Source organism: Chryseobacterium sp. FR054 (assembly GCF_056844565.1).
Map to the genome: position 1 here is coordinate 1511631 of NZ_JBXDSA010000001.1, position 21908 is coordinate 1533538.

Here is a 21908-nt window from a genome sequence, read left to right on the forward strand (position 1 = left end):
TATTGCTTTTTGCCACGAATAAAATATCTGTGTCCGTGGCAATAAAGCTTTTTTAATCACAACAGTTTTTTACGTCTCATCTGAAAGTTTAAAGTTTTGCTTATAGAAATTCACTTAAATTCTTGGTAAAGAATCTACCTAATCCATGAAAATTTTATGCTCGCTGATCTGGCAGATTAAGCAGATTTTTACAGCATCGTTATTCAAAACCTTCATAAATATTGTTCCCGCAAATCTCACAGATAACACAGATCTTTTTCTGGAAAATCTGTGGAAAACTCAAATTTCATCAATATGATAACTGTATTTTTTGGAACGCAAAGTTTGATGCACAGGCAATTTTGAAGAAAGTAAAGTTCAGAATCAACTCCGTTGATCCGATGAAGCGATGGATTAGCCTTCGGCTGTCTTAAATCTTAAAGCAATCGATCACTGTTCAGGAAAACTGCTGAAAATCTTTGAATTTTTTTGTGTCTTAAAAGCTGTATCATAATTAAAGTCCTTACGCCCTTGCTTTAAACCGACAAAAAATCTGCATCATCTGCTCTGTCTGCGAGGAAAAACATACCCATAAAAATCTGTGAAATTCGTGTATTCTGCGAGAAATTCAATATTTGATTGTAAAATGGATGAAAATATTTGATCTTCTTACACCATAAAACATGATAATAATTCAATTTATCAGGAGATTACTTTAAACCAACAAAAAATTTACGTAATCCATAGAGTTTGACAGAATCCCTCCTGTTCTACCCATTTATCGTTTCATCTTTCTGTCCTGTTGTCTAATACATTTAAAAACTTATCTTTGCAAAAATTTTGGTTTCCAGTCTATTGGAAATAATAGGGAATTGGGTGAAAATCCCAAACTGTCCCCGCAACTGTAAATCGTAATAAGAGATTCTGCAAAAAACCACTGTTTATACGGGAAGGTGCAGAACGCGAAAGTCAGGAGACCTGCCAGAATACTAACTAAAAATGACTTGCTTCCGGAGGAGAAGTAAAATTAGTATGGATATAAAAAGATCTTTATTACTGCTTTGTTCGTCATACGGCAGCTTTCTTTTGGGACAGGAGAAGGCCATTGATACCATTTATATATTCGATAACCAGATGAGCAGGGTGAAACAGTTTCACTACGTCAATACGATTACTCCAAAGGATATTGAGAAAAATTCGACGAATCTTTCCGAGCTTTTACGTTTTCAGTCGCAGATTTATATGAAGGAAAACGGCCGTGGTGCTGTTTCTTCACCTTCATTCCGGGGAACGAGTGCCGGACATACGGCTTTTGTATGGAACGGCATCAATATCAATTCTGTATTTTTAGGGCAGGGAGATGTGAATAATATTCCGCTTTATGGCTATGATGAACTTGAAATAAAAGCAGGGGGAGGAAGCGTGCAGTACGGAAGCTCGGCCATCGGCGGCAGTATTCACCTGAATAATAATCTGGAATTCAACAGAGGATTCGGGGCCTCGCTGTATTCTGAGGCAGCTTCATTCGGAACGTATAATAATTTTGCCAAAGCTTCTTACAGCAATGAAAAATTCAGCTTTAAAGCATCCGGAAGCTATGTTATCAGTGAAAATGATTATAAGGTTCCTGAGTTTGTCGTGGGAAGTTCTCCTTATAATAACCTCAACGGAAAGTATTATAATACGACTTTCAATATCGGGGCTTCTTATAAGATTGCAGACCGTCAGACGATTTCATGGCAAAACCAGATCTTTGATGCATCCCAGCACTATCCTATTTTTGAACCTAACGGGAATAAGACCAAATACAATGCCCAGACTTTGAGGAGCCTGATCTCCTGGGACGTAAATACAACGAATCTTTCCAACAGTTTAAAGGCTGCCTATACGGAGGATAATTTCCAGTATTTCGGGGATATCAGCCGTCCGAAAACGAGCGGTGCGGAAGGAAAGAATTATATTTTCAGGAATGATTTCAATTACTTCATTACTCCTAAGATCAACGTCAATGCGATCGGTGAATTCCAGGTCAACAAAGGGGAAGGCTATGAATCGGGACTCGGTAATATCAGCCGTAATGTAGGAGCCATAGCGGGTCTTATCAGGTATTTTGCTACAAAGGATCTCCGTTTTGAAGCCGGTGTCAAGCAGAATTTCATCGAGGATATTTCTTCTCCGCTCCTGTATTCTTTTTCAGGGAAATGGAATGCTTTGAAATGGTACCATACCGGGGTAAGCTTTTCCAGAAACTTCAGGTTTCCTTCTTTTAATGATCTTTACTGGCAGCCGGGCGGGAACCGTGATCTTAAGCCGGAAACTTCCATCAATATCGATATGAATCATGAGTTCGTCCTGGGTGACTTTAAAATTATGCTGAGTCCTTATTATATGGATATTAAGGATTATATCAGCTGGTTACCCACTCCTTACGGATACTGGGGAGCTTTCAATACCTATAAAGTTGAATCCTATGGTCTGGAAACCCAGGCTTCATTCTATAAAAACTGGGGCAAACACGCACTAAAGCTGAATGCGGGCTATACTTATTCGCGATCGGAAAACAAGGAAACCCGGAAGCAGATGATGTATGTTCCTTTCCACAAAGCCAACGGAACGGCAGAATATCAGTACGGTTTTCTTAAAGTGTATGTTCAGGGTCTTTTCAACGGTCTTACTTACACGACTACGGATGAAAACAAAGCGATGTCGCTTGATCCTTATTTTATCTTAAATACCGGTGTTTCTGCAACGCTTCTGAAGAAGTATACTTTAGGAGTCAAGATCAATAACCTGACTGATACTGTTTATCAGACGGTGTACTATTATCCCATGCCTAAAAGGAATTACAGTATTTACGCAACCATTAATTTTTAAAACTGAAATATATTATGAAATTACACAGACTTTTATCTCTTCTTTTTGCTTTCGTACTCCTTTCAGGAATTTATTCGTGTAGCAGCGACAATGATGAGCCGGAAGAATACTATGGAAACGGTTTCCTGATTGCCAATGAAGGTAAATTTCAGTCTCCTACGGCAGAAGTAACTTTCCTGAGCTCTGATCTGAACATTCAGAAGAACAACATTTTCTCTTCCAGCAATGGCGGGACCATACTTGGTGATGTACTGCAGACCATTGCCTTCAATGGTGATAATGCTTATCTTCTCCTGAATAACTCCAACAGGATACAGGTCGTTAACCGTGCTAATTTTAAAATAAAGGGAGAAATTAAAGCAGAACTTGCTGCTCCCCGTTATATGGCTTTTGCCAATAACAGCATTTATGTAACCAATGATAAGTTCGGAGGCGAGAAATATGTAAGTGTTTATAAGCTATCGGATAACTCTTTCATCAAAAAAATCCCGGTTACCGGTGCTGCTGAAAGAATTGTAGAAGCAGGAAATAAGATTTTTGTACAGAATGCTTCATACGGATACGGAAACAAGATCACTTACATCAATACTTTCACAAATGAGGTACAGGATGTAATTGAACTTCCTAACGGAGACATCACAAAGATGATCGCCGACAACCAAAATGTGTATGCTATTGCTGCCGGTACTGCGGATTCTTACATTTATCAGATCTCCAATACAGGATCTGTGGTAAAAACCACTACTTTAACGGGTATTGCGAATGCCAAGAATCTGGAAATCTCTAACGGCAGGTTTTATTTCAGCTCAGGAACTAAAGTTTACGCGATGGATATGGCAGCTACCACAGCTCCTGCTTCACCGCTGTTTACTGTTGCAAGCAGCGCAGATCCTTATTCTGATCTTTACGGATTCAGCGTGATCAATGATAAGATTTTCACTTCCGATTCCAATGGATTTACAGCGGGCAGTAAGATCGTTATTTACTCTGCTGTTTCAGGAACAATTATTAAGACATTAACCGCCGGACTGGGTTCTAACGCGGTGTATTGGAATTAAGAAAATAATACTCCGGTATTACTATAAATTTTTATTTTTTTTCATCATTTGTGTTTTTTTTCCGGCCGCTTCTCCGAAGCGGCCGGATTTTTTATCTCCTTGCCTTAAAATATTCCGCAAAGGAATCACAGCCGCTCATCATATCAGAATAGTGATCTCCGTAATTACCGGCCAGATCCTGGTAGTATTTGTTTTTCTGAAGTCTTTCTTCTTCATATCCTTCAGAAGCATAAAAATAGTCTACGGCTTCATCCTGTTTAAAATCCAGTTTATAATTTTCGCATCTTCCCTGCATTCTCAGGCAGAGTGCTTTAAATTTTTCTGTTTTGGCCTGTTCAAGTGCTTTTCCGTAATACAATTTAGCCAGATTTGCAGCATTGAACTCTTCATTATCTTCACGGACTGAAAAATTTCCGGAAGAGCTCAGGCTGTACCTTTTCATCATCCAGGCATTTCCGTACTGTGTCATATTGTAATAGCAGTTGGCCACCAGAAAGTAATAGTAATCTCTGTCTTTTTCACCGGGATTTTCTGCCCTGCCAATATATTCTATCAGTTTTTTGGTAATACTGATCTTACTAAGCCTGAATTCTTCTTTTTTATCGATAAAATCCGGGGTATATCTCAATTCATAGAAAGGGTTTTCGGAAAATATTTTCCCGGCTACTTTATCATCTTCTTTTTCTCTTTCCCAAAGCGCGGATTGTCCGTCAAAATAATTCTCACCCAGTTTCTGAAAAACTGCGAGAGCGGGCTGAAGCTTGTTTTCACGGATATATTTGGTTCCCAGCAGATCGTAAAGTTCATTGATCTGGACCTGTTTCAGAGGATGGTATTGCCGGTAAAAAGCATCTCCGGTTTTATATAAGCTTTCCGTCTTACTGATGAAGCTTTTCAGCTGTCCGGATGTATATACAGCATCCAGGTAGTCAAAATAGTCGGCGTAATAATCTGTATAGGTCTTTTTAGTATTTTTCAGGGATTTATAGAAGACAGAAAAGTAGTCATTCTGATAGCTGGTATCCAGTGAAACATATAAAAGTGCGGCATAATCGGTGTTTCCCAGATATTCAAGTTCTCTTCCCAAAGCAAAAATAAAATACTTATTATGTTTGTTTCTGAGCAGAATATTTTTGGTTTCTTCCGGAATTACAGCCTTTCCATACTCCTGTCCGGCAAAGAGGTTCAGGGTTTTGATCAGTTCCAGATTCTGCCAGATTCCACTGTTTACGGGAAGCATTTTTTCAAGTCCGGCAATTTCTTCCAGGCTGCCTGAGTAATTCCGGGTCATGAGCAGGAGTTCGGCTTTCACCAACCTCCAGAATTCCGGATTTTCTACTTTTGAAAGATCCGCTGAACTGACAAATTCCAGAACTTTTCCGGCGTATTCACGGTCTGTTTCTGTTCTTTGTAAAATCCTTTGTATGGATTCCTCTTCAGGATCATTATCGCTGGTAAAATAATTTTGTCTTATAGCCGGTTCAAAAAGGGAGTAATAAGGGGTATAAATCCAGTCTTCCAGTTTGCTGGTTTCTCTTAAAAGCAGGAAGCTCAGTCCTTCTGTTCCTGCATCTACTGCATACATTTTTTTTAGATTCTCCAGATTTTTTTCCGGATTGTAAACTCCGTACATGAGAAGAACCGCTGATCTTTCAGAATTATTTTTAGCATACTTCAGCGTTTCTTCCTGAGGAAGTCTGGAAACAAAAAGCTGCCATGCCACGAAACGTTTTGCAGGAGAAAGCGCAAACACTTTTGCCAGGTAAAGGTTTTTCAATCCCGGATTTTCTTCCGCAACAGCTTTAAAGTAAAGCGCCCACACATCAATCACCGTACCGGTGTTACCGGCAGAGAAATATTGGCCATAAACCCGGTTAAGGGTTTTCATGTCGTCCTGATAGAATGCAAGCCTTACAGCCAGAAAGGCGTATCTTTTCCTGATTTCCATATTCCGGCTGCTTCCGGCAAAGGAAACTGCTTTTCCAATCAGTTCTTTTCTCTTTACTCCGGCGATGCTGTCTTTTCTTTCCCACGGATCGTCCTGCCAGGTATTGAAATATTCACAGTTTTTGGCAAATTTCAGATAATCCAGGGCTTCGGTGTCTTTCTGTGCATACAGATATTTAAGAAAACTGTTTTTCCGGTCCGGCTGTATGTCGGAATAGCTGTAATGATTGAGAACGTCTTCTATATCTTCCAGGGAGACTTTATTTCTGCAGTATTTTTTCCACAGTTCTTCGTTATCACGGGCATCGGCTCCCACTTCCGGTTCTGCTGTAAAGCCTAATGCCGAATAATAAAATGAAGCATAGTTCCGGTAAGGTAAATTCTTCGGATTTAAAAAGGAAAACCGCAGATCTTCACCGTAAGGATAATATCCGCAGGCCGTGATAATGCTATTTAGCAAAACGGCTATAAAAACTGCTAATTTCTTCATCGGTGTAGTTGTTTAACTGGTTTTCGTCTAAATGAAACAGGGTTACCGTGACATTCTTATCGAGTTTCACATGCTTTTTAATCAGTTCTATTGCCTGAGTGATCTTATCTGTGGTTATTTCTTCGTATTTTATTTTGTCCCCAATTCTCAGGTAGGTCTGGTAATCCATCACCGTATCTTTTGTTACTTCATACCACATCGGCTTTATGGATTTCAGGCTTTTTTTCAGCTGATTTCCGTTGTATATAATTCCCGTAAAACGGTTATTCTGATAGATCTGCATCCAGGAATATACCGGCAGGGCAATATCAAGATGCAGGGGATATTTTTTGGTACCGCTCAGATAGCTTTCCAGTTCTTTCAGATCAAGGATTGAGTTTTTTGATTTATCTTCAAGCGGATTGATAAGATTATAGCACATAAGCGTCACTTTATCTACCGGAGGAACCCCCATTTTATCGGGATATTTGTAAGGATAAAGGCGAAGTGTGGCAGAAATCTGCTTGTTGGAAAGCGGCTTCAGTTTTTTGAGAAAATAAAAATATTTATTCTTCGTGGATTCCGTCCAGTCACAATCGATCTGTATCTCTGAAACCTGGAGTGAATCCATTTTTTCACGGGCATATTTATCGATGAGGTAGCTGACGTTATCCGCCAGCTGATCCAGTTCTTTTTCATTGCTTTTCTGAAAAACAACATTTTTAATATATACTGCCGGAATAATCTCATACCCGGCTTTTTCCCCATCACAACAGGTATAATAACTGTAATTGGTTTTGGAAACCGGAAAATTACCCATCGCCTCGCTATAATCGACTTCAAAGAATTTTACGTACAGTTTTTTAATATCCTGGTTTTTCAGGAGATCTTTTTCTTTCTCGGATAAGGAGTAGCCATCGGATTTCCAGTAATAGAAAGCTTTTTCAACCGATTCCACTTTGTTTTCACAGGAAAGCAGGGAAAGGATGAGAGCGAGGAATAAAAAGGTATTTTTCACCAATAGAATGTTTTAAAAATGATACACTGCCGAATTGAAATGTTTTTACAAATGTAATTACAAAATCAATTCAACAGTGTATTATTTCAATATATTATTGATAAAAAATTAAGATTTTTTAAGAATTTATTTTCAACTGATCTGAAGTCCCAGTTTTCCGGCTTCGGCAATCACAAATTTCTCTGCTTCTTCCTTTTCATTCGGGATTTCGCCTTCCAGGATGGCTTCTTTTACTTTTTCTTTAAGAATTCCGATTTCACGGCCGGGTTTAAGGTTAAACATCTTCATGATCTCTTCTCCGGTAATCGGCGGCTGGAAGTTTCTGACCTGGTCTTTTTCTTCCACTTCTCTGATTTTTACCGCTACATATTCGAAATTCTTTTTAAATCTCTCCTGCTTTTTCGAGTTCTTGGTGGTAATATCGGCCTTGCAAAGGGTAAACAGGTCTTCCAGATTTTCCCCGGCATCAAAAAGAAGCCTTCTCAATGCGGAATCTGAGGCGTCATCTGTGATCAATGCAATAGGACGGGAGGACAGCTTAACCATTTTCTGTACATATTTCATATCGCTTCCCAATGGCAGCTTCAGTCTCTGAAAAAGAGTTTTCACCATTTTAGAGCCCAGAAATTCATGTCCGTGAAAGGTCCAGCCTGTTCCTTCTACAAATTTTTTCGTGGGAGCTTTTCCTACATCGTGTAATAATGCCGACCAGCGCAGCCAGAGATTATCTGTATTTTCAGAAATATTGTCTACCACTTCCAGAGTATGATAGAAATTGTCTTTGTGGGTCTGTCCCTCCACTTCTTCTACTCCTTTCAGTTCGATCAGTTCGGGAATAATAAGCTTTAAAAGTCCTGTCTGCTCCATTAATCTCAGTCCTACGGATGGCTTTACAGACATCATGATCTTATTGAATTCCACCATGATCCTTTCCATAGAAACGATCTTAATCCTTTCAGCTTCCTGTCTGATGGCTTCTAAAGAGTTTTCTTCAATTTTGAAATTCAGGGTTGACGCAAAACGTACTGCCCTCATCATTCTCAAAGGGTCGTCTGAATAAGTTTGCGCAGGTTCCAGGGGTGTTCTTAAGGTTTCTCTTTCAAGATCGCCAATTCCGTCAAAAGGATCTACCAGTTCTCCGAAACTGTCTTTGTTTAAAGAGATTGCCATCGCGTTGATGGTAAAATCCCTTCTTTTCTGGTCATCTTCAAGCGTTCCTCCTTCTACGTCCGGCTTACGGCTGTTTTCGGTATAGCTTTCTTTTCTTGCTCCTACAAACTCCAGATCCAGATCTTTGTATTTGATCATAGCTGTCCCATAGGTCTTGAAAACGGAAACCTTTAATTTAGGATCAAGATCCCGGGCAACCGTCTGTGCCAGCTCAATACCGTTTTGCTCCGTTACAAAATCAATATCGGTAGATGCTTTTCTTTTCATTAAAAGATCACGGACGTATCCCCCGACGATGTACACCGACTGGTTATTTTTTTCCGCAGCATCAGAAATTATTTTGAATAATTTTAAATTTTTATTTTGGGTAAGATTAATTTTCATCGTTGATATAATAGATCATCTGTATTCCAGCCAGGCCTTCGCCCTGCTAATCATAATGAGCATACATTTTGTTAATTTTTCCTTCTTCATTAAAAAACATCACTTCCACTGCCAGCTTATCCATAATTGATCTGTAAAACAGTGCTGCTGAACCTACACCTGCCGTAGACTGTATAAGCTCAAAATGGAGATCCGGAAATTTTTCCAATGCTTTTTTCCAGTATTCACGGACGGCCTGCTTTCCTTTGAGCGTACTTTCTTTTCCGCCCGTAGCCATAGCAATCATCGGTGTACTGATCTCTATATCCTCAGAATAGTGGGATAATATATCATCCAGATCATGAGAATTCCAGGCACTGATCCATTCTTCAGCAAATTTTTGGTGGTTCATGGCGTAACTTTTACCAGTTGAAGTTTTGCAAAGATAGAATTAAAAAAAGAAATCCTGCCAATCCGGATTGGCAAGACTTTAAAGCTCTTATTGTTTTTCATGTGTTTATTCGCATTATTCGCGTAATACTTTTATCCTGTTGTCGCTCCAGATCTTGATCACAGAAGACCCGGAATATTTTGAAACTTTCTCACGATCCTCCTCCACGGCATAATCTACCAGGTTGATAATCTCCGGCGATATATCTGAAAATTTCAAAGGGCTTTTATCTCCGCTAAAGTTCGCAGAAGTAGACACTAAAGGCTTATTGAGTTTTGTAATCAGCTTTTTGCAAAACTCATTTTTCACCAGCCTTATCCCTATGCTTCCATCTTCTGCAAGCAGTTCCTGGGGTAAACCTCTGGGGTTTTCGTAAACAATGGTTACCGGTTTTTCACTCAGATCAATAATCTCCCATGCCATTTCCGGAACGTCCACCAGATCCTGAAGTCTCTTTTCAGATTCCACCAGGATAATCATGGATTTATTTTTCTCCCGCTTTTTAATATCAAAAATTTTGTTAACCGCTTCTATATTCGTTGCATCACAGCCTATTCCCCAGATCGTGTCCGTAGGATAGAGAATGGTTCCGCCGGATTTTAACACTTCAATAATATGTTCCATAATTCTGTAAATTCAAAACCGTGATAAAGGTAGAAAATCTGTGGGTTTCAGGCCAAATTTAATTGGGAAAATTGGTGCGGATATTTTTTATATTGGGATGGGTTATTTTTTTTAAAACGGGCTTCAGCCCGTTTCTATTGAATAAGGAAGCCATTTTACAAAAATCATACAATCCATTAGCTTTAGCCAAAATCTATATTTTAAAATTATTTTTATCCAAAAACTTCTGATATTCATCTTCGAAGCCTTTTTTCCGGTGATGTGCTTCCTGATTTTTAATATAATTTCTTACCATTTCAATTTTCGATTCGGAAACGGACACTGCAAAATATTCATCCTGCCAGGAAAACTTATCTATTGTAAGATAATTTTTATTAATCCAATAAGATGATTCCCCTTTTATCAGCTGTACTATATTTTCTATATTCTGATCTGATGCAAGAGAAATAAGACAATGACAATGATCCGAATAACCATTAACTGTATCTATATGAATTCCTTTTTCCGAAGCATTTTCTCTGATATGTTTCCAGACTTTAATTCTCAGACTGAATGTATTCAAATAAGGAGTTCTGTTTTTTGTTGAAAAAACAAGATGGATATAAACTTTAATAAAAGACATTTGTGCTGTTTCTACCAAAAATAATATTTTTGAATTATTCGGAATAAAGGCTGAAAATTGAATTTATCCTATAAAATACGGGAACTTGAATAAAAAAAATTTGATTGAATTTATTTTTAAACGGGCTAAAGCCCGTTTCTATTGAATAAGAAAGCGATTTTACGAAGATGATTTTTTAATCTCTGATGGTAATTTTATTGATTTTCACCAAAAATAAAACGGGCCGAAGCCCGTTTCAAATTGATAGTATTATGTATCGTTTTTTATCTCTATTTCAATCCTGGCAGATACCTTTCTCTGATGATATTCAGATGGTGGTAATTGTGTCCCACAACCAGTTTTCCGATTGTTTCCACATGAATTTCGTTTCCATTGGCAATACCGGTATTGTTTAAGACAGACGGCTCGAAGGTTTCCATCATAATCTGTGAGGATTTTCTTACCAGTTTATATTCTTCAAGCAGAGATTCCAGGGTTCTTTTATCCGCATAAGAATTACCGGCATACAATTCTTCATCAAAACCAGGAAGTGACGCTGTTTCTCCTCTTGCAAAAGCTAACATTCTGTACTGAAATACTCTTTCGCAATCTGACAGGTGCAGTAAAAGTTCTTTTAAAGACCATTTTCCTTCAGCGTAGGCAAAATGAGCCTGTTCTTCAGTAAGCCCTGAATACAGTGCAATAGTTTCCTCTCCTGATTTTTTTAATTCTTCCAACCAGTTTCCTTCAGGAATCTCATCTAAATATCGCTGAACATATTTTTGAAAATCTGTCATATTTTGTTTTTGTTTTTTTAATAAAAAGTATTATAAAGTTGAGTTACAGGCTAATATTATTACTCATTACCAATTACTCATCACTCATATGATTAGTCCATTCGTAGAAGTTCACAGAATCATACAGCTCAAAACCGCAGGACGGATAAAGCTGATTTCCGACATCGTTTGATTTCCCGGTTTCAAGGAGCATTCCACAGGCGTTTGACGACCTGCACAGATCTTTGGCTGCTTCTATCAGTTCTTTGGAATAACCTTTTCCTCTATGGTCTGTATTCACATAAAGATCATTCAACAGCCAGTAACGCTGCATTCTTGTGGAGGAAAATATAGGATACAGCTGGACAAATCCGGTCAGAATGCCGTCTTTTTCCGCGATAAAAATTTCAGAATCTTTATTCTGAATTCTTTCTTTCAGGAAATTTTCTGCCGCAGGAATATCGGATTCTTTATGGTAAAAGATCCTGTATTGGTCAAACAGTGCAGACAGCTGTTCAAGATCTTTGAAGGTAGCTTTTCTTGTATTTTTCATATTTTTCCTGTGATGGTCTTTAATCATAAAAAGAGAGGTTCGGCGAACTGAACCTCTCTTTTTAATATGTATTTTAAGAGAATGCTTTTTCCAGATCTGCAATCAGATCTTCTGCATCTTCAATGCCTACGCTTAAACGGACAAGGTCATCTGTGATTCCCAGTTCTGCGCGTTTTTCAGCCGGGATGGAAGCGTGTGTCATCAACGCAGGGTGATTGGCAAGAGACTCTACTCCTCCTAAAGATTCAGCCAGTGTAAATACCCTTACTTTTTCAAGGAATTTAACGGCATCTTCTTTTTTACCTGATTTGAATGTAAAGGAAACCATCCCTCCGGATTCTTTCATCTGGGATTTGGCCAGTTCATACTGAGGATGAGACTCCAGTCCCGGATAAATTACTTTATCCACAGCCGGATGAGTTTCCAGGTATTTTGCTACTGCCAGCCCGTTGTCAGAATGTCTCTGCATTCTTAATGCCAGCGTTTTGATCCCTCTAAGAACCAGATAAGAATCGTGAGGTCCTAAGATACCGCCGCTTGCAAACTGGATGAAGTGAAGTTTTTCTCCCAGTTCAGCATCTTTGGCAATAAGTGCCCCGGCAATTACGTCTGAATGTCCTCCCAAATACTTTGTGGCAGAATGCATTACAATATCAGCTCCTAAATCAATAGGTCTCTGGATATAAGGAGTTGCGAAAGTATTGTCAACGGCAACCAGGATATTTTTTCCTTTTGCCATATCAACCACCGCTTTAATGTCAACCAGCTTCATCAGCGGATTAGTTGGGGTTTCTATCCAGATCAGCTTTGTTTTATCAGTAATTACATCGGCAATCTTAGACACATCATCAAAATTCACGAATGTAAATTTCAGCTGATATTTCTCAAAAAGTCTCGTAAACATTCTGTAAGTTCCCCCGTAAAGATCGTCCACTGCAATTACTTCATCACCCGGATTCAGCAGTTTTAAAACACAATCGATCGCTGCAAGACCTGAGCCGAAAGCAAGACCTCTCGCACCGTTCTCAATACTTGCCAGAGAGTCTTCCAAAGCCTGTCTCGTAGGATTGGCGGCTCTTGAATATTCGTATCCGGAGTGTACACCCGGGCTTTTCTGTGCAAAGGTAGAGGTTAAAAATACAGGAACGTTCACAGAACCTGTTGCAGACTCATGATGCTGCCCTCCGTGGATTACTTTTGTATTAAAGTTCATATTTTATATAATTTGAAAATTTGTAAATGTGTTAATTTGAAAATGAAGCGGATACTGATCAGCATTTTGAATTATTGGTGTATACTACTTCCTGATTAACACATTTCAAATTGTGTTACATTTTGATCGCTGATTTTACTGCAAATTCTTCTGCCATCTGCTCAATCCACTGCGCAACATCCTCTTCGCCTGTTGCTCTCTGATAGGTATTTCCCAAAGAGACCAGGATCTGGTGGATAAACATCTTCATCTGATCTACCGGCATTTCTTTGGTCCAAAGGTCGATTCTTAAAGCTTCCATAGCCTTATCATCCCATACGGAGATCATGGTTGCTTTAGTCTCTTCCTTCTCTACACCGCCATCCTGAGCATTCCAGGTAATATTTTCAGGAATGTGGTTTTCATCCAGCTCTACATCTATCGTAATCTGAGTTTTTCTCATATCAATCTAAAATTTTTCCGCAAAGTTAATACTTCTTTAGCTTATCTAAAATTTCTACGAAATTATCTTCGTCAGGAAATGGCGTATTAAAGTTAAATATTTTGCCTTCCGGATCTACGATGATAAATCTTGGAATAGACTGTATTTTGTATTTACCCATAAACTTTTCAGCGTCTGTAAGCCAGAACTGCGGAATACCGGATTTCTTTGTTTTAAGATAATTCACCCATTTGGATTTGTCTTCATCAAGACTGATAGAAATAAACTGAATGTTGTCTGCATACCTGTACTGATGGCTTCTGGTTTCAAATACCGGACGGATCTGCTTACACGGTCCGCACCATGTAGCCCAGAAATCAATCACCACATATTTTCCTTTATATTGGGAAAGATTCTGGTTTTTTCCTTTATCATTTTCCAGCACAAGATCAGGAAAGACGGCACCTTTCTGCGACCGGTTAATTCCGTCAAGTTTTGAATAGAGCATCTGTTTATAATCTGTGTTCTGTATTTTATTGATCTCAGCAGTAAAAAGCCGGTTTCTGGCCAGACTGTCAGACTGCAGTTCGATGCTTTTCGACAGGTGTTTGGCTAAAAGCTGGTCTTTTGAAATACTGTTCGGAAGACGGTCTATCTTTACAAAAAGGATGCTGTCTGCATTCGAAGCCTGGTCGGCATCGGTAAGCATCCTATCCAGTTTATACTGCAGATAATTATCATTTTTACTTAAAAGCGGGCTCGGCTTTTGGATATTGCTGTTCAGCTCATCAAGGAAAGATTTCGGAGGGGCAAACTTCGGATCGCTCCAGGAAGTCATTTTCCGGTAATTATTGATCTCATTGAGATATTCAATAGCCATCAGCTGTTTTCTGTAAGTTTTATAATCATCCGAAAGGGCATTATTTTCAGGATCGGCAAACACATCCAGAATCCTCTTGTTTTCTTTCCAGTCAGATTCGGCCAGCTCATAAAATTTCTCCGGATCATTATTATAATTCTGCTTTTCCAGTGAATATCCGAATTCATACCCGAAAGAATTTTCTGTATTCTGATATTTCTGATCTGCTTTTCTGTTGGAATTGACGTGAGATACCATTTTGGTGCTGTTGAGCCTGATATCAAAATCAAACCAGTCTCCGCTTCCCATGAAAATATTCACTTTTTTGTTTCCGATCTCCAGGATATATTCGTCTAACGGAAGTTCCTGCGAGGTTGTCCAGTTGAAAGCATTGTTCTTCACTGCCGCAGCTGCTATTTTTTTATGAAAATCTTTAGAATAGATGCGTACGGAATCTATTTTCAGATCAGTCTGCAGTTTTCCTTTGATCGTCACCCCTTTTTCACCGCTTTGATAAGCTTTCGGTTTCTGGAAGGCATACAGGAATCCTCCGGTAATGATGAGAAATAGAGCTGAAATCATCACCCGCTTTTTATTTTTAAGAAATGCATTTCTGAATCCTTTTCTGCTGTACCAGAAGTATCCTATGGGAAAGAAAACGATCATCCAGAAAAGACTCAGATATTCCGAATAGGAAATAAAACTGTTCAGATCCCTTATTTCCACAGATTTTGAGAAAATATAGAGAGAACTGTAAGGATTAAAGAAAAAAGACTGTTTCTGTATAAGCGAAGTAATGTTGGAAGCCAGCCCCAGACATCCGATAAGAAACGACCAGATAAATCCCGGAAATACCACCGATATACAAAGCTGCAGAGCCGCAATCCCTAAAACAGTTATGAAAACACGGATAATGGTGCTGATCATCCATACCCAATCCAGATGCAGTAATTTGGCAGGATTCGGATGAATATAATAATCTATGACCGACATGAGGATGTTGAAACCAAAATAAGAAAGAATACAGATCATACTCATCATGATCAGAACGATGTATTTCGCAAAGTAAAGCTGAAAACGGCTCACCGGCTGAGTTTCCATCAGCTGCCATCCGTTGTTTTTATGGTCCGTCTGCGCAATCCTGTTGGCAGCAATGATCACAAATACCAGGAGAATAAAAAAGGTAAAAGATTTAATGGCATCTCCGGATATGGCATATTCAAAGACAGAATACGGAAGATCCCCCTCCGCTACAAATTCCGGTTTAAAAAAACTTGGAATGAAGCCGAGCAGAGGAATCATCCCTCCTAAGATAATGGCAATATAAGTAAGCCCCAGCCCTTTTGTTTTAAGCCATTCGATATTGATTGCTGTTATTAATTTTTTCATCTGTTATTAGTTTTTAGTAATTTCCATGAACCAGTCCTCAAGGCCTGCACTGTTTTTGATTTCGAAAATTTCAGCATCTTTCAGCACCAGCAATCTGACAAGGGCGGCAATATCTTCTTTTGATCCCGCTGTGATCTCCATGGTATTGTCATCAACTTTCTGTGGCGAATAACTGGCAGGAATCTCACTGATGAATTTCGAAGCATTATTCAGCCCTATTCTGATATGATCGTACCGGTAAAGTTCGTTGAGATCTTTAATGCTTCCTGTAAAACGTATTTCACCATGTGAAATAATTGCAAGATGGGTGATCATTTTCTCAATTTCCTGAAGCAGGTGGCTTGAAATAAATATGGTTACCCCTTCCTCCCGGTTAAGTCTGATCAGAAGTTCCCTCATTTCCAGCATTCCGTTCGGGTCGAGTCCGTTTACAGGCTCATCGAGGATCAAGAGTTCCGGTTTTCCCAGCAGGGTCATGGCAATAGAAAGCCTTTGCTTCATGCCCAGGGAATATCGTTTCATTTTCATATTCCGGCTGTCCCAGAGGTCTACAAGCCGAAGCACTCTTTCGCATTCGGATTCGGGCAGTTCTCTCAGCCTGGAAATAACGAGCAGGTTTTCCCAGCCGGAAAGATGGTCATAAAAAGCCGCCGTATCGATAAGACTTCCTATTTTATTAAATCCTTCAGGATAAAGTTGCGATAATGTACGGTCAAAAATCCTGATCGTTCCGTTTTCATCCGGTATGCTTCCGATCAGCATTTTCATGGTGGTGGATTTTCCGGCTCCGTTGGCTCCCAGAAATCCGAAAATGCTTCCTTTCGGAACTGAAAGGCTGATATTTCTGAGCACCGGTTTGTTTTTAGAAAATTCAAAATTGAGGTTTTGAATCTGTATCATGTTTTCCATGGGTATATTTCGTTTACAACAAAAATACAATTAAAACGGTATTATGCAATACAAAGTAGTATGTTTTTAAAATTTAAATATAAAAAAAGCCTTCAAAGTTATCTGAAGGCTCTTATACTTATTGAATTTCAACTATTTAGGCTTATACCCTGATTCGTTGAATATTTTGGTAGCATCAAGTTTTAAGAAATCTACAAGCTTGGTTTCAGGCTTCTGTTTAAAGTAAGATTTACAGATCTGCCATCCGGTGAATATTCCGATCTGTGGAGAAGATACATTATCGATCTCTGTATAAAATTTAGAGAACGGACCCGGTGTGATGAAACGCTCAACCAATCTCGGGTCGTCACCGAAGATCAGGTTTCCTTCCACAAAATAATTCCAGATATTGGCTTCGTTAGCTACGGCCCATTCGTACTGTTTCTGAGTGTAGTTCATTTTCAGATAATCGGGAGTATCCGGAAGGAAGGCTTCCTGAAGCATCATAATCTTACCGTTCAGGATTACTTTATCAATAAATTTCTGATGATCCGGGGATTCCGTTACAATATTTTCAGCAAAGATCTGCGAAACTTTAGGAACAATATTCTGAGGATTCATCGATTTCTGAAAATACAGCTCCAGTCCTTTATAATTAGGATTTCCGTCTCCCATAAAACCTGTAATATCTATAAACAGCTGATTGCCTTTTGCATCATAGATAATGGGATCCTGCGCCATCTGCAATGCGGATGAAAACAGATATACTTTAGGACTTTTGAACTGTGGGAAATAATATCCGATGTGGGAAAAGAGACTCTGAAGTTCTTTCTGAAGTTTTGCCTGATCTATTTTTCCGGCAGCTTCTTTATAGATCTTGATCTCTTCCGCATCTGCCCTTCTTTTTTCAAAATCAGCATCGGAAACAGTTCCCTGAAACCAGGGAAATTTTGCTTTAAACTGGTCCAATGGAATTTTTGTATCGTAAAATTCTCTGGAAATATCAGTAATATCTACTTTTTCAGCCGTTTCCTTTACTTCTACTTTCCACAGGTTCTCAGAATCCTTCTTACAGGAATCCAGTGCCAGAATTAAAATGGAAGAAAGCGCAATAATTCTAAAAATCTTCATTATTTTTACATGAAATTTAAGGACACAAAAATAAGGATTAAAAAGACAATTGGTGATGAATTTTAAAATATTTGCAACCTTCAGCCTGATTATTTCAGGATTTTCTTTTTATAACGGCCAAAAACTTCATTTTAAGGACCGTAATTTTGAAAAGGCGGTACTGGAAAATTTTGATCTCAATAAAAACGGAGCCCTGGAGCAGCAGGAAGCAGATCAGGTGATCAATCTGTTTCTGGTTCAGAAAAACATAACCTCAACGGAAGACCTGGCTCTTTTTAAAAATGTAAAAATGATCGTTCTGGACGACAATATCATTCCAGCCATTTCCATAGCCGGTGCGGAACATCTTGAACTGTTCTCCTGTACGGGATGTAAAGCTTCATCCTTCAACGTTGAAAATCTTAAAAGACTGACCGCTTTATATCTTGACAACAATCTTCTGGAGAATATTTCGTTAAAAGAAACCCCGAAAATTGATCAATTAACTTTATCTTTAAATGATTTAAAAACAATAGATATAACACCTCTCAGAAATCTGAAAAAGCTGAACATCGAACATAATAAGGTTCAAAAGCTTGATATTTCAGCCAACCTTTCACTGCAAACCCTTAATGTAGGAGGAAACGGAATGAAAGAATATGATATTAAGAAAGGAACTAAAACAGATGTTACCATTTTCGGAGCTGAGGAATAAACTAAATACCATGAAAATAGAAACCCAACGACTGATCTTAAGACCTCTGGAAGAAACGGATGCTGAACGGATGTTTCTGCTGGACTCCAGCCCTGAGGTCATGAAATATATTGGTGTACCGGTACTTACAGAAGTAAGTGAAACAGTAGACGTTATCCGGTTCATCAGAAACCAGTACACTGAAAACGGAACCGGACGGCTCGCCGTCATTGAAAAAGAATCCGGACTCCTGATCGGATGGAGCGGCCTCAAACTGCTGACTGAACCGATCAACGGGTACAGCAATGTGCTGGATCTTGGCTACCGTTTTATCCCTGAAGCATGGGGAAAAGGTTATGCCGTAGAAGCCGCAAAAGCGGCTCTGAATCTGGGATTCAATGAGATGAATGCAGAAATTATCTATGCTCATGCCCATTCAGGAAATGAAGCCTCCAACCATATATTAAGAAAATTAGGTTTTGAAAAAACAGGAGAATTTACAGAGCCTGACGGAATCTGTAACTGGTATGAATTAAAACGCGAAAAATACATTTAAACAATATGCTGACGATAAGACAGGAAGAGGAAAAAGACTATAAAAAAGTTTCTGAACTTACGGAAGACGCTTTCCGTACTATGGAACACAGCGATCATCAGGAGCATTTTCTGGTTGAACGTTTAAGAAAATCAGATGCTTTTATCCCGGAACTTTCCCTGGTTGCTGAAACTGAAGACGGAGTAATAGCCGGACATATCCTGTTTACTAAAATTAAGATTGAGAATAATGAGGGATCTTTTGATTCCCTGGCACTGGCTCCCGTTTCGGTAAAACCTGAATTTCAGAATCAGGGTATCGGAGGGCAGCTTATTCTTTCCGGACATCTTATAGCCCAAGAACTGGGTTATGAATCCGTTATCCTTATCGGACATGAAGCATATTATCCTAAGTTTGGTTACGAAAAAACCAGTAATTTTGGAATTTATTTTCCGTTTGATATTCCTGAAGAAAACGGCATGGCCATTGAACTGGTAAAAGACGGACTGAAAAATGTAACAGGTATCGTAAAATACCCTAAAGAATTTGGAATAGACTAAAAAAATAAACGAATGCAGACACAAAAAGTAATAGATCATATTGTAGGCTGGCTGAAAGATTATGCCGTAAAAGCTAAAGTAAACGGATATGTAATAGGAGTTTCGGGAGGTGTAGATTCCGGAGTGGTTTCTACGCTGGCGGCCATGACAGGTTTAAAAACCCTTCTGATTGAAATGCCGATACGCCAGAAACCTGATCAGATAGACCGTGCCTGGGAGCATATGAATGATCTGAAATCAAGATTTCCCAATGTTGAAGCCATGTCTGTAAATCTTACCCCCGCTTTTGAAGAGCTTTATAAGACATTCGATGTAAAGGATGACCTGTATCCGAACGAAAAGCTTGCTTTTGCCAATACAAGATCCAGGCTGAGAATGCTTACCCTGTATTACTACGGGCAGCTGAACGGCCTTCTGGTATGCGGAACCGGGAATAAAGTGGAAGATTTCGGCATCGGGTTTTATACCAAATACGGTGACGGAGGCGTAGATGTTTCCCCTATTGCCGATCTTTATAAAACAGAAGTCTATACCCTCGCCAGAGCCCTGGATCTGGTTAAAAATATCCAGGAAGCCATTCCTACCGACGGACTTTGGGATGTGGACAGAACGGATGAGCAGCAGATTGGTGCCACTTATCCGGAACTGGAAAAGATTCAGAAAGAATACGGAACAAAAACAGCAGACGATTATGAAGGCCGTGATAAGGAAGTATTTTTAATTTTTGACAGGATGCACAAAGCCGCAAGGCATAAAATTGATCCTATTCCGGTATGTGATATTCCGGAAGAATGGAGAAACAGTTAATTTAATTTACCCGTATAATAATCTACCGGTCTATCAATATACTCTTACATGATCAGACCGGTAAATTGTTACATTAATCATAGTATGAACAGTAAAATAAGAGCCGTTTTATTCATGTGTCTCGGGCTTCTCTTCGGAATGTCGGTGATGTATGTTTATAAGAACTTCATTGAAGGTAAGAAAGAAAATCCGGATGCTGTAAAAACAGAAACGGTAAGTTATGGAAGTGCTTCGGAAGACCAGTCCGGAACCCGGAATTCTTCCTCACAGTCTTCCATCGACCAGCTTACGGAAGAAAAAACAGTCATCAGCTATGTAAAGCAGAATCACAGGCTGCCGGATTATTATATCACTAAAAATGAAGCAAGACAGCAGGGCTGGAACCCATCCAAAGGAAATCTCTGCGATGTACTTCCCGGAAAAGCCATTGGCGGTGATAAGTTTGGCAACCGTGAGAGAAGACTGCCGGAAGGTGAAAAATATTACGAAGCTGATGTGAATTATCATTGCGGAAGCAGAAATGCCGACAGGATCATCTTTACAAAGAACGGGGATGTTTATCTTACCAAAAACCATTATAAGAGCTTTGAAAAGCAATAAGCTTCCTGCAAAGCTTTTTTAGTTCATAAAACTGGAAATTCAATTGAATATGAAGACAATATATATAGATTTTACAGACATCGGAGATTATGAGGATTTTTATGCCCAATTAAAGGAAAAGATTACGCTTCCCGATTATTTTGGAGATAACCTCGATGCTCTGTCAGATGTCATTACCGGAGAACTGGAAATGCCTCTCCACATCGAATTTGTTAATATGACCGTAGATCAGCTTGAAATTTTTGAAGATCTTCTTACCACTCTGGAAGATGCCGAGGATGAAGTGGAAGATTTCAGTTTCAGCTACTATCTGGAGCAGTATGAAGATGATGAGGATGATGAGGATGCGGAGGATGAAGAATAAATCCTGAATTATGTAAATAGAAAAAATTACAGTGTCAGTCAGTATTTTACAAAGTAAAAACCTGCTGACATTTTTTTATTTTATAAATTGAAGAAATACAGGTTTTGGCTAAAGCCGGATGAATGTTTACTATTCAGGCGGATTAAAGTTCACCTCTATTGAAGTAAATCTATTCTCTCCCCAATAAAAATCGCAGATTTTTAAGAATCTTAGGTGAACTTTTGTGCGCAAAGAATTGAACCAAAAAAATAACTTAAGAGTCAAAATCTTTTGTGACTGTTGCGGTTACAATAGTTCCCCACAGATTTCACAAATCCAACTGATGTTTGCTGAGATTTTTTCTCGCTGATTTTGCGGATTGGGCAGATCTATTCTCTCCCCAATAAAAATCGCAGATTTTTAAGAATCTTAGGTGAACTTCTGTGCGCAAAGAATTGAAACAAAAAAATAACTTAAGTGTCAAAATCTTTTGTGACTGTTGCGGTTACAATAGTTCCCCACAGATTTCACAAATCCAACTGATGTTTGCTGAGATTTTTTCTCGCTGATTTTGCGGATTGGGCAGATCTATTCTCTCCCCAATAA

The 21908-nt window shown here is 39.0% G+C and carries 21 protein-coding genes and 1 riboswitch; of the genes, 8 read left to right on the forward strand and 13 right to left on the reverse strand.

All coding sequences use genetic code 11. The features are described from left to right. Positions 1 to 803 precede the first annotated feature (803 nt). Positions 804 to 979, forward strand: a riboswitch (cobalamin riboswitch). A gap of 32 nt (positions 980 to 1011) precedes the next feature. Both AC106S_RS06915 and AC106S_RS06920 read left to right on the forward strand, forming a co-directional pair. Continuing rightward, positions 1012 to 2853, forward strand: a complete 1842-nt coding sequence (locus AC106S_RS06915; protein ID WP_482438347.1) for a TonB-dependent receptor plug domain-containing protein — start codon at positions 1012 to 1014, stop codon at positions 2851 to 2853. Between the two features lie 14 nt (positions 2854 to 2867). Next, positions 2868 to 3911: a YncE family protein gene (locus tag AC106S_RS06920; RefSeq protein ID WP_482438348.1), complete on the forward strand. Its 1044-nt coding sequence runs from the start codon at positions 2868 to 2870 to the stop codon at positions 3909 to 3911. Positions 3912 to 4002: 91 nt separating this feature from the next. On the opposite strand, the gene AC106S_RS06925 is transcribed toward AC106S_RS06920, so the two are convergent. The 13 genes from AC106S_RS06925 to gldB all read right to left on the reverse strand — a co-directional run bounded on the left by AC106S_RS06925 (position 4003) and on the right by gldB (position 17784). Continuing rightward, positions 4003 to 6348: a hypothetical protein gene (locus AC106S_RS06925; RefSeq protein WP_482438349.1), complete on the reverse strand. Its 2346-nt coding sequence runs from the start codon at positions 6346 to 6348 to the stop codon at positions 4003 to 4005. Beyond that, positions 6308 to 7345 (reverse strand): hypothetical protein, encoded by a 1038-nt coding sequence (locus tag AC106S_RS06930; protein WP_482438350.1) that lies wholly within the window; start codon positions 7343 to 7345, stop codon positions 6308 to 6310. Before AC106S_RS06930 ends, AC106S_RS06925 begins: the two co-directional genes overlap by 41 nt. A gap of 132 nt (positions 7346 to 7477) precedes the next feature. After that, on the reverse strand, positions 7478 to 8899 hold the full coding sequence (locus tag AC106S_RS06935; protein ID WP_482438351.1) for a CCA tRNA nucleotidyltransferase: 1422 nt from the start codon (positions 8897 to 8899) through the stop codon (positions 7478 to 7480). Positions 8900 to 8945: 46 nt separating this feature from the next. Further along, positions 8946 to 9290, reverse strand: a complete 345-nt coding sequence (locus AC106S_RS06940) for a nuclear transport factor 2 family protein (protein WP_482438352.1) — start codon at positions 9288 to 9290, stop codon at positions 8946 to 8948. A gap of 114 nt (positions 9291 to 9404) precedes the next feature. Continuing rightward, complete coding sequence (locus AC106S_RS06945) at positions 9405 to 9953, reverse strand: L-threonylcarbamoyladenylate synthase (RefSeq protein ID WP_482438353.1); 549 nt, start codon at positions 9951 to 9953, stop codon at positions 9405 to 9407. A gap of 193 nt (positions 9954 to 10146) precedes the next feature. Further along, positions 10147 to 10575: an IS200/IS605 family transposase gene (gene tnpA, locus AC106S_RS06950; protein WP_482438354.1), complete on the reverse strand. Its 429-nt coding sequence runs from the start codon at positions 10573 to 10575 to the stop codon at positions 10147 to 10149. Between the two features lie 269 nt (positions 10576 to 10844). Then, complete coding sequence (locus AC106S_RS06955; RefSeq protein ID WP_482438355.1) at positions 10845 to 11351, reverse strand: DinB family protein; 507 nt, start codon at positions 11349 to 11351, stop codon at positions 10845 to 10847. A 73-nt stretch (positions 11352 to 11424) separates the two neighbouring features. Beyond that, positions 11425 to 11883, reverse strand: a complete 459-nt coding sequence (locus AC106S_RS06960) for a GNAT family N-acetyltransferase (protein ID WP_482438356.1) — start codon at positions 11881 to 11883, stop codon at positions 11425 to 11427. A 73-nt stretch (positions 11884 to 11956) separates the two neighbouring features. Further along, positions 11957 to 13096: a cystathionine gamma-synthase gene (locus tag AC106S_RS06965; protein WP_482438357.1), complete on the reverse strand. Its 1140-nt coding sequence runs from the start codon at positions 13094 to 13096 to the stop codon at positions 11957 to 11959. Positions 13097 to 13211: 115 nt separating this feature from the next. After that, positions 13212 to 13538 (reverse strand): gliding motility protein GldC, encoded by a 327-nt coding sequence (gene gldC / locus AC106S_RS06970; RefSeq protein ID WP_062696737.1) that lies wholly within the window; start codon positions 13536 to 13538, stop codon positions 13212 to 13214. Positions 13539 to 13563: 25 nt separating this feature from the next. Next, positions 13564 to 15765, reverse strand: coding sequence for a thioredoxin-like domain-containing protein (locus AC106S_RS06975; protein ID WP_482438358.1), 2202 nt, complete (start codon positions 15763 to 15765; stop codon positions 13564 to 13566). Between the two features lie 6 nt (positions 15766 to 15771). Further along, a complete protein-coding gene (locus AC106S_RS06980) occupies positions 15772 to 16674 on the reverse strand; it encodes an ABC transporter ATP-binding protein (protein ID WP_482438359.1) in 903 nt (300 codons plus the stop codon). A gap of 132 nt (positions 16675 to 16806) precedes the next feature. Continuing rightward, positions 16807 to 17784, reverse strand: coding sequence for a gliding motility lipoprotein GldB (gldB, locus tag AC106S_RS06985; protein ID WP_482438360.1), 978 nt, complete (start codon positions 17782 to 17784; stop codon positions 16807 to 16809). A gap of 55 nt (positions 17785 to 17839) precedes the next feature. On the opposite strand from gldB, the gene AC106S_RS06990 reads away from it, so the two are divergent. From AC106S_RS06990 to AC106S_RS07015, 6 genes are all read left to right on the forward strand, one after another. Further along, a complete protein-coding gene (locus tag AC106S_RS06990; protein WP_482438361.1) occupies positions 17840 to 18478 on the forward strand; it encodes a leucine-rich repeat domain-containing protein in 639 nt (212 codons plus the stop codon). Positions 18479 to 18488: 10 nt separating this feature from the next. Next, complete coding sequence (locus AC106S_RS06995) at positions 18489 to 19013, forward strand: GNAT family N-acetyltransferase (protein ID WP_482438362.1); 525 nt, start codon at positions 18489 to 18491, stop codon at positions 19011 to 19013. Positions 19014 to 19018: 5 nt separating this feature from the next. Then, a complete protein-coding gene (locus tag AC106S_RS07000; protein WP_482438363.1) occupies positions 19019 to 19552 on the forward strand; it encodes a GNAT family N-acetyltransferase in 534 nt (177 codons plus the stop codon). Positions 19553 to 19564: 12 nt separating this feature from the next. Next, positions 19565 to 20359 (forward strand): NAD(+) synthase, encoded by a 795-nt coding sequence (nadE, locus tag AC106S_RS07005; protein ID WP_482438364.1) that lies wholly within the window; start codon positions 19565 to 19567, stop codon positions 20357 to 20359. Positions 20360 to 20443: 84 nt separating this feature from the next. Beyond that, positions 20444 to 20959: a ribonuclease domain-containing protein gene (locus AC106S_RS07010; protein ID WP_482438365.1), complete on the forward strand. Its 516-nt coding sequence runs from the start codon at positions 20444 to 20446 to the stop codon at positions 20957 to 20959. A gap of 49 nt (positions 20960 to 21008) precedes the next feature. Next, positions 21009 to 21323: a barstar family protein gene (locus AC106S_RS07015; protein ID WP_482438366.1), complete on the forward strand. Its 315-nt coding sequence runs from the start codon at positions 21009 to 21011 to the stop codon at positions 21321 to 21323. The last annotated feature ends 585 nt before the right edge of the window (positions 21324 to 21908 follow it).

Excerpts from the sequence above, each read along its gene's own strand:
- AC106S_RS06915 (WP_482438347.1), top strand. The coding sequence starts at position 1,012 with ATGGATATAAAAAGATCTTTATTACTGCTTTGTTCGTCATACGGCAGC.
- AC106S_RS06920 (WP_482438348.1), top strand. The coding sequence starts at position 2,868 with ATGAAATTACACAGACTTTTATCTCTTCTTTTTGCTTTCGTACTCCTT.
- AC106S_RS06925 (WP_482438349.1), bottom strand. The coding sequence starts at position 6,348 with ATGAAGAAATTAGCAGTTTTTATAGCCGTTTTGCTAAATAGCATTATC.
- AC106S_RS06935 (WP_482438351.1), bottom strand. The coding sequence starts at position 8,899 with ATGAAAATTAATCTTACCCAAAATAAAAATTTAAAATTATTCAAAATA.
- AC106S_RS06940 (WP_482438352.1), bottom strand. The coding sequence starts at position 9,290 with ATGAACCACCAAAAATTTGCTGAAGAATGGATCAGTGCCTGGAATTCT.
- AC106S_RS06945 (WP_482438353.1), bottom strand. The coding sequence starts at position 9,953 with ATGGAACATATTATTGAAGTGTTAAAATCCGGCGGAACCATTCTCTAT.
- tnpA (WP_482438354.1), bottom strand. The coding sequence starts at position 10,575 with ATGTCTTTTATTAAAGTTTATATCCATCTTGTTTTTTCAACAAAAAAC.
- AC106S_RS06955 (WP_482438355.1), bottom strand. The coding sequence starts at position 11,351 with ATGACAGATTTTCAAAAATATGTTCAGCGATATTTAGATGAGATTCCT.
- AC106S_RS06960 (WP_482438356.1), bottom strand. The coding sequence starts at position 11,883 with ATGAAAAATACAAGAAAAGCTACCTTCAAAGATCTTGAACAGCTGTCT.
- AC106S_RS06965 (WP_482438357.1), bottom strand. The coding sequence starts at position 13,096 with ATGAACTTTAATACAAAAGTAATCCACGGAGGGCAGCATCATGAGTCT.
- gldC (WP_062696737.1), bottom strand. The coding sequence starts at position 13,538 with ATGAGAAAAACTCAGATTACGATAGATGTAGAGCTGGATGAAAACCAC.
- AC106S_RS06975 (WP_482438358.1), bottom strand. The coding sequence starts at position 15,765 with ATGAAAAAATTAATAACAGCAATCAATATCGAATGGCTTAAAACAAAA.
- AC106S_RS06980 (WP_482438359.1), bottom strand. The coding sequence starts at position 16,674 with ATGGAAAACATGATACAGATTCAAAACCTCAATTTTGAATTTTCTAAA.
- gldB (WP_482438360.1), bottom strand. The coding sequence starts at position 17,784 with ATGAAGATTTTTAGAATTATTGCGCTTTCTTCCATTTTAATTCTGGCA.
- AC106S_RS06990 (WP_482438361.1), top strand. The coding sequence starts at position 17,840 with ATGAATTTTAAAATATTTGCAACCTTCAGCCTGATTATTTCAGGATTT.
- AC106S_RS06995 (WP_482438362.1), top strand. The coding sequence starts at position 18,489 with ATGAAAATAGAAACCCAACGACTGATCTTAAGACCTCTGGAAGAAACG.
- AC106S_RS07000 (WP_482438363.1), top strand. The coding sequence starts at position 19,019 with ATGCTGACGATAAGACAGGAAGAGGAAAAAGACTATAAAAAAGTTTCT.
- nadE (WP_482438364.1), top strand. The coding sequence starts at position 19,565 with ATGCAGACACAAAAAGTAATAGATCATATTGTAGGCTGGCTGAAAGAT.
- AC106S_RS07010 (WP_482438365.1), top strand. The coding sequence starts at position 20,444 with ATGAACAGTAAAATAAGAGCCGTTTTATTCATGTGTCTCGGGCTTCTC.
- AC106S_RS07015 (WP_482438366.1), top strand. The coding sequence starts at position 21,009 with ATGAAGACAATATATATAGATTTTACAGACATCGGAGATTATGAGGAT.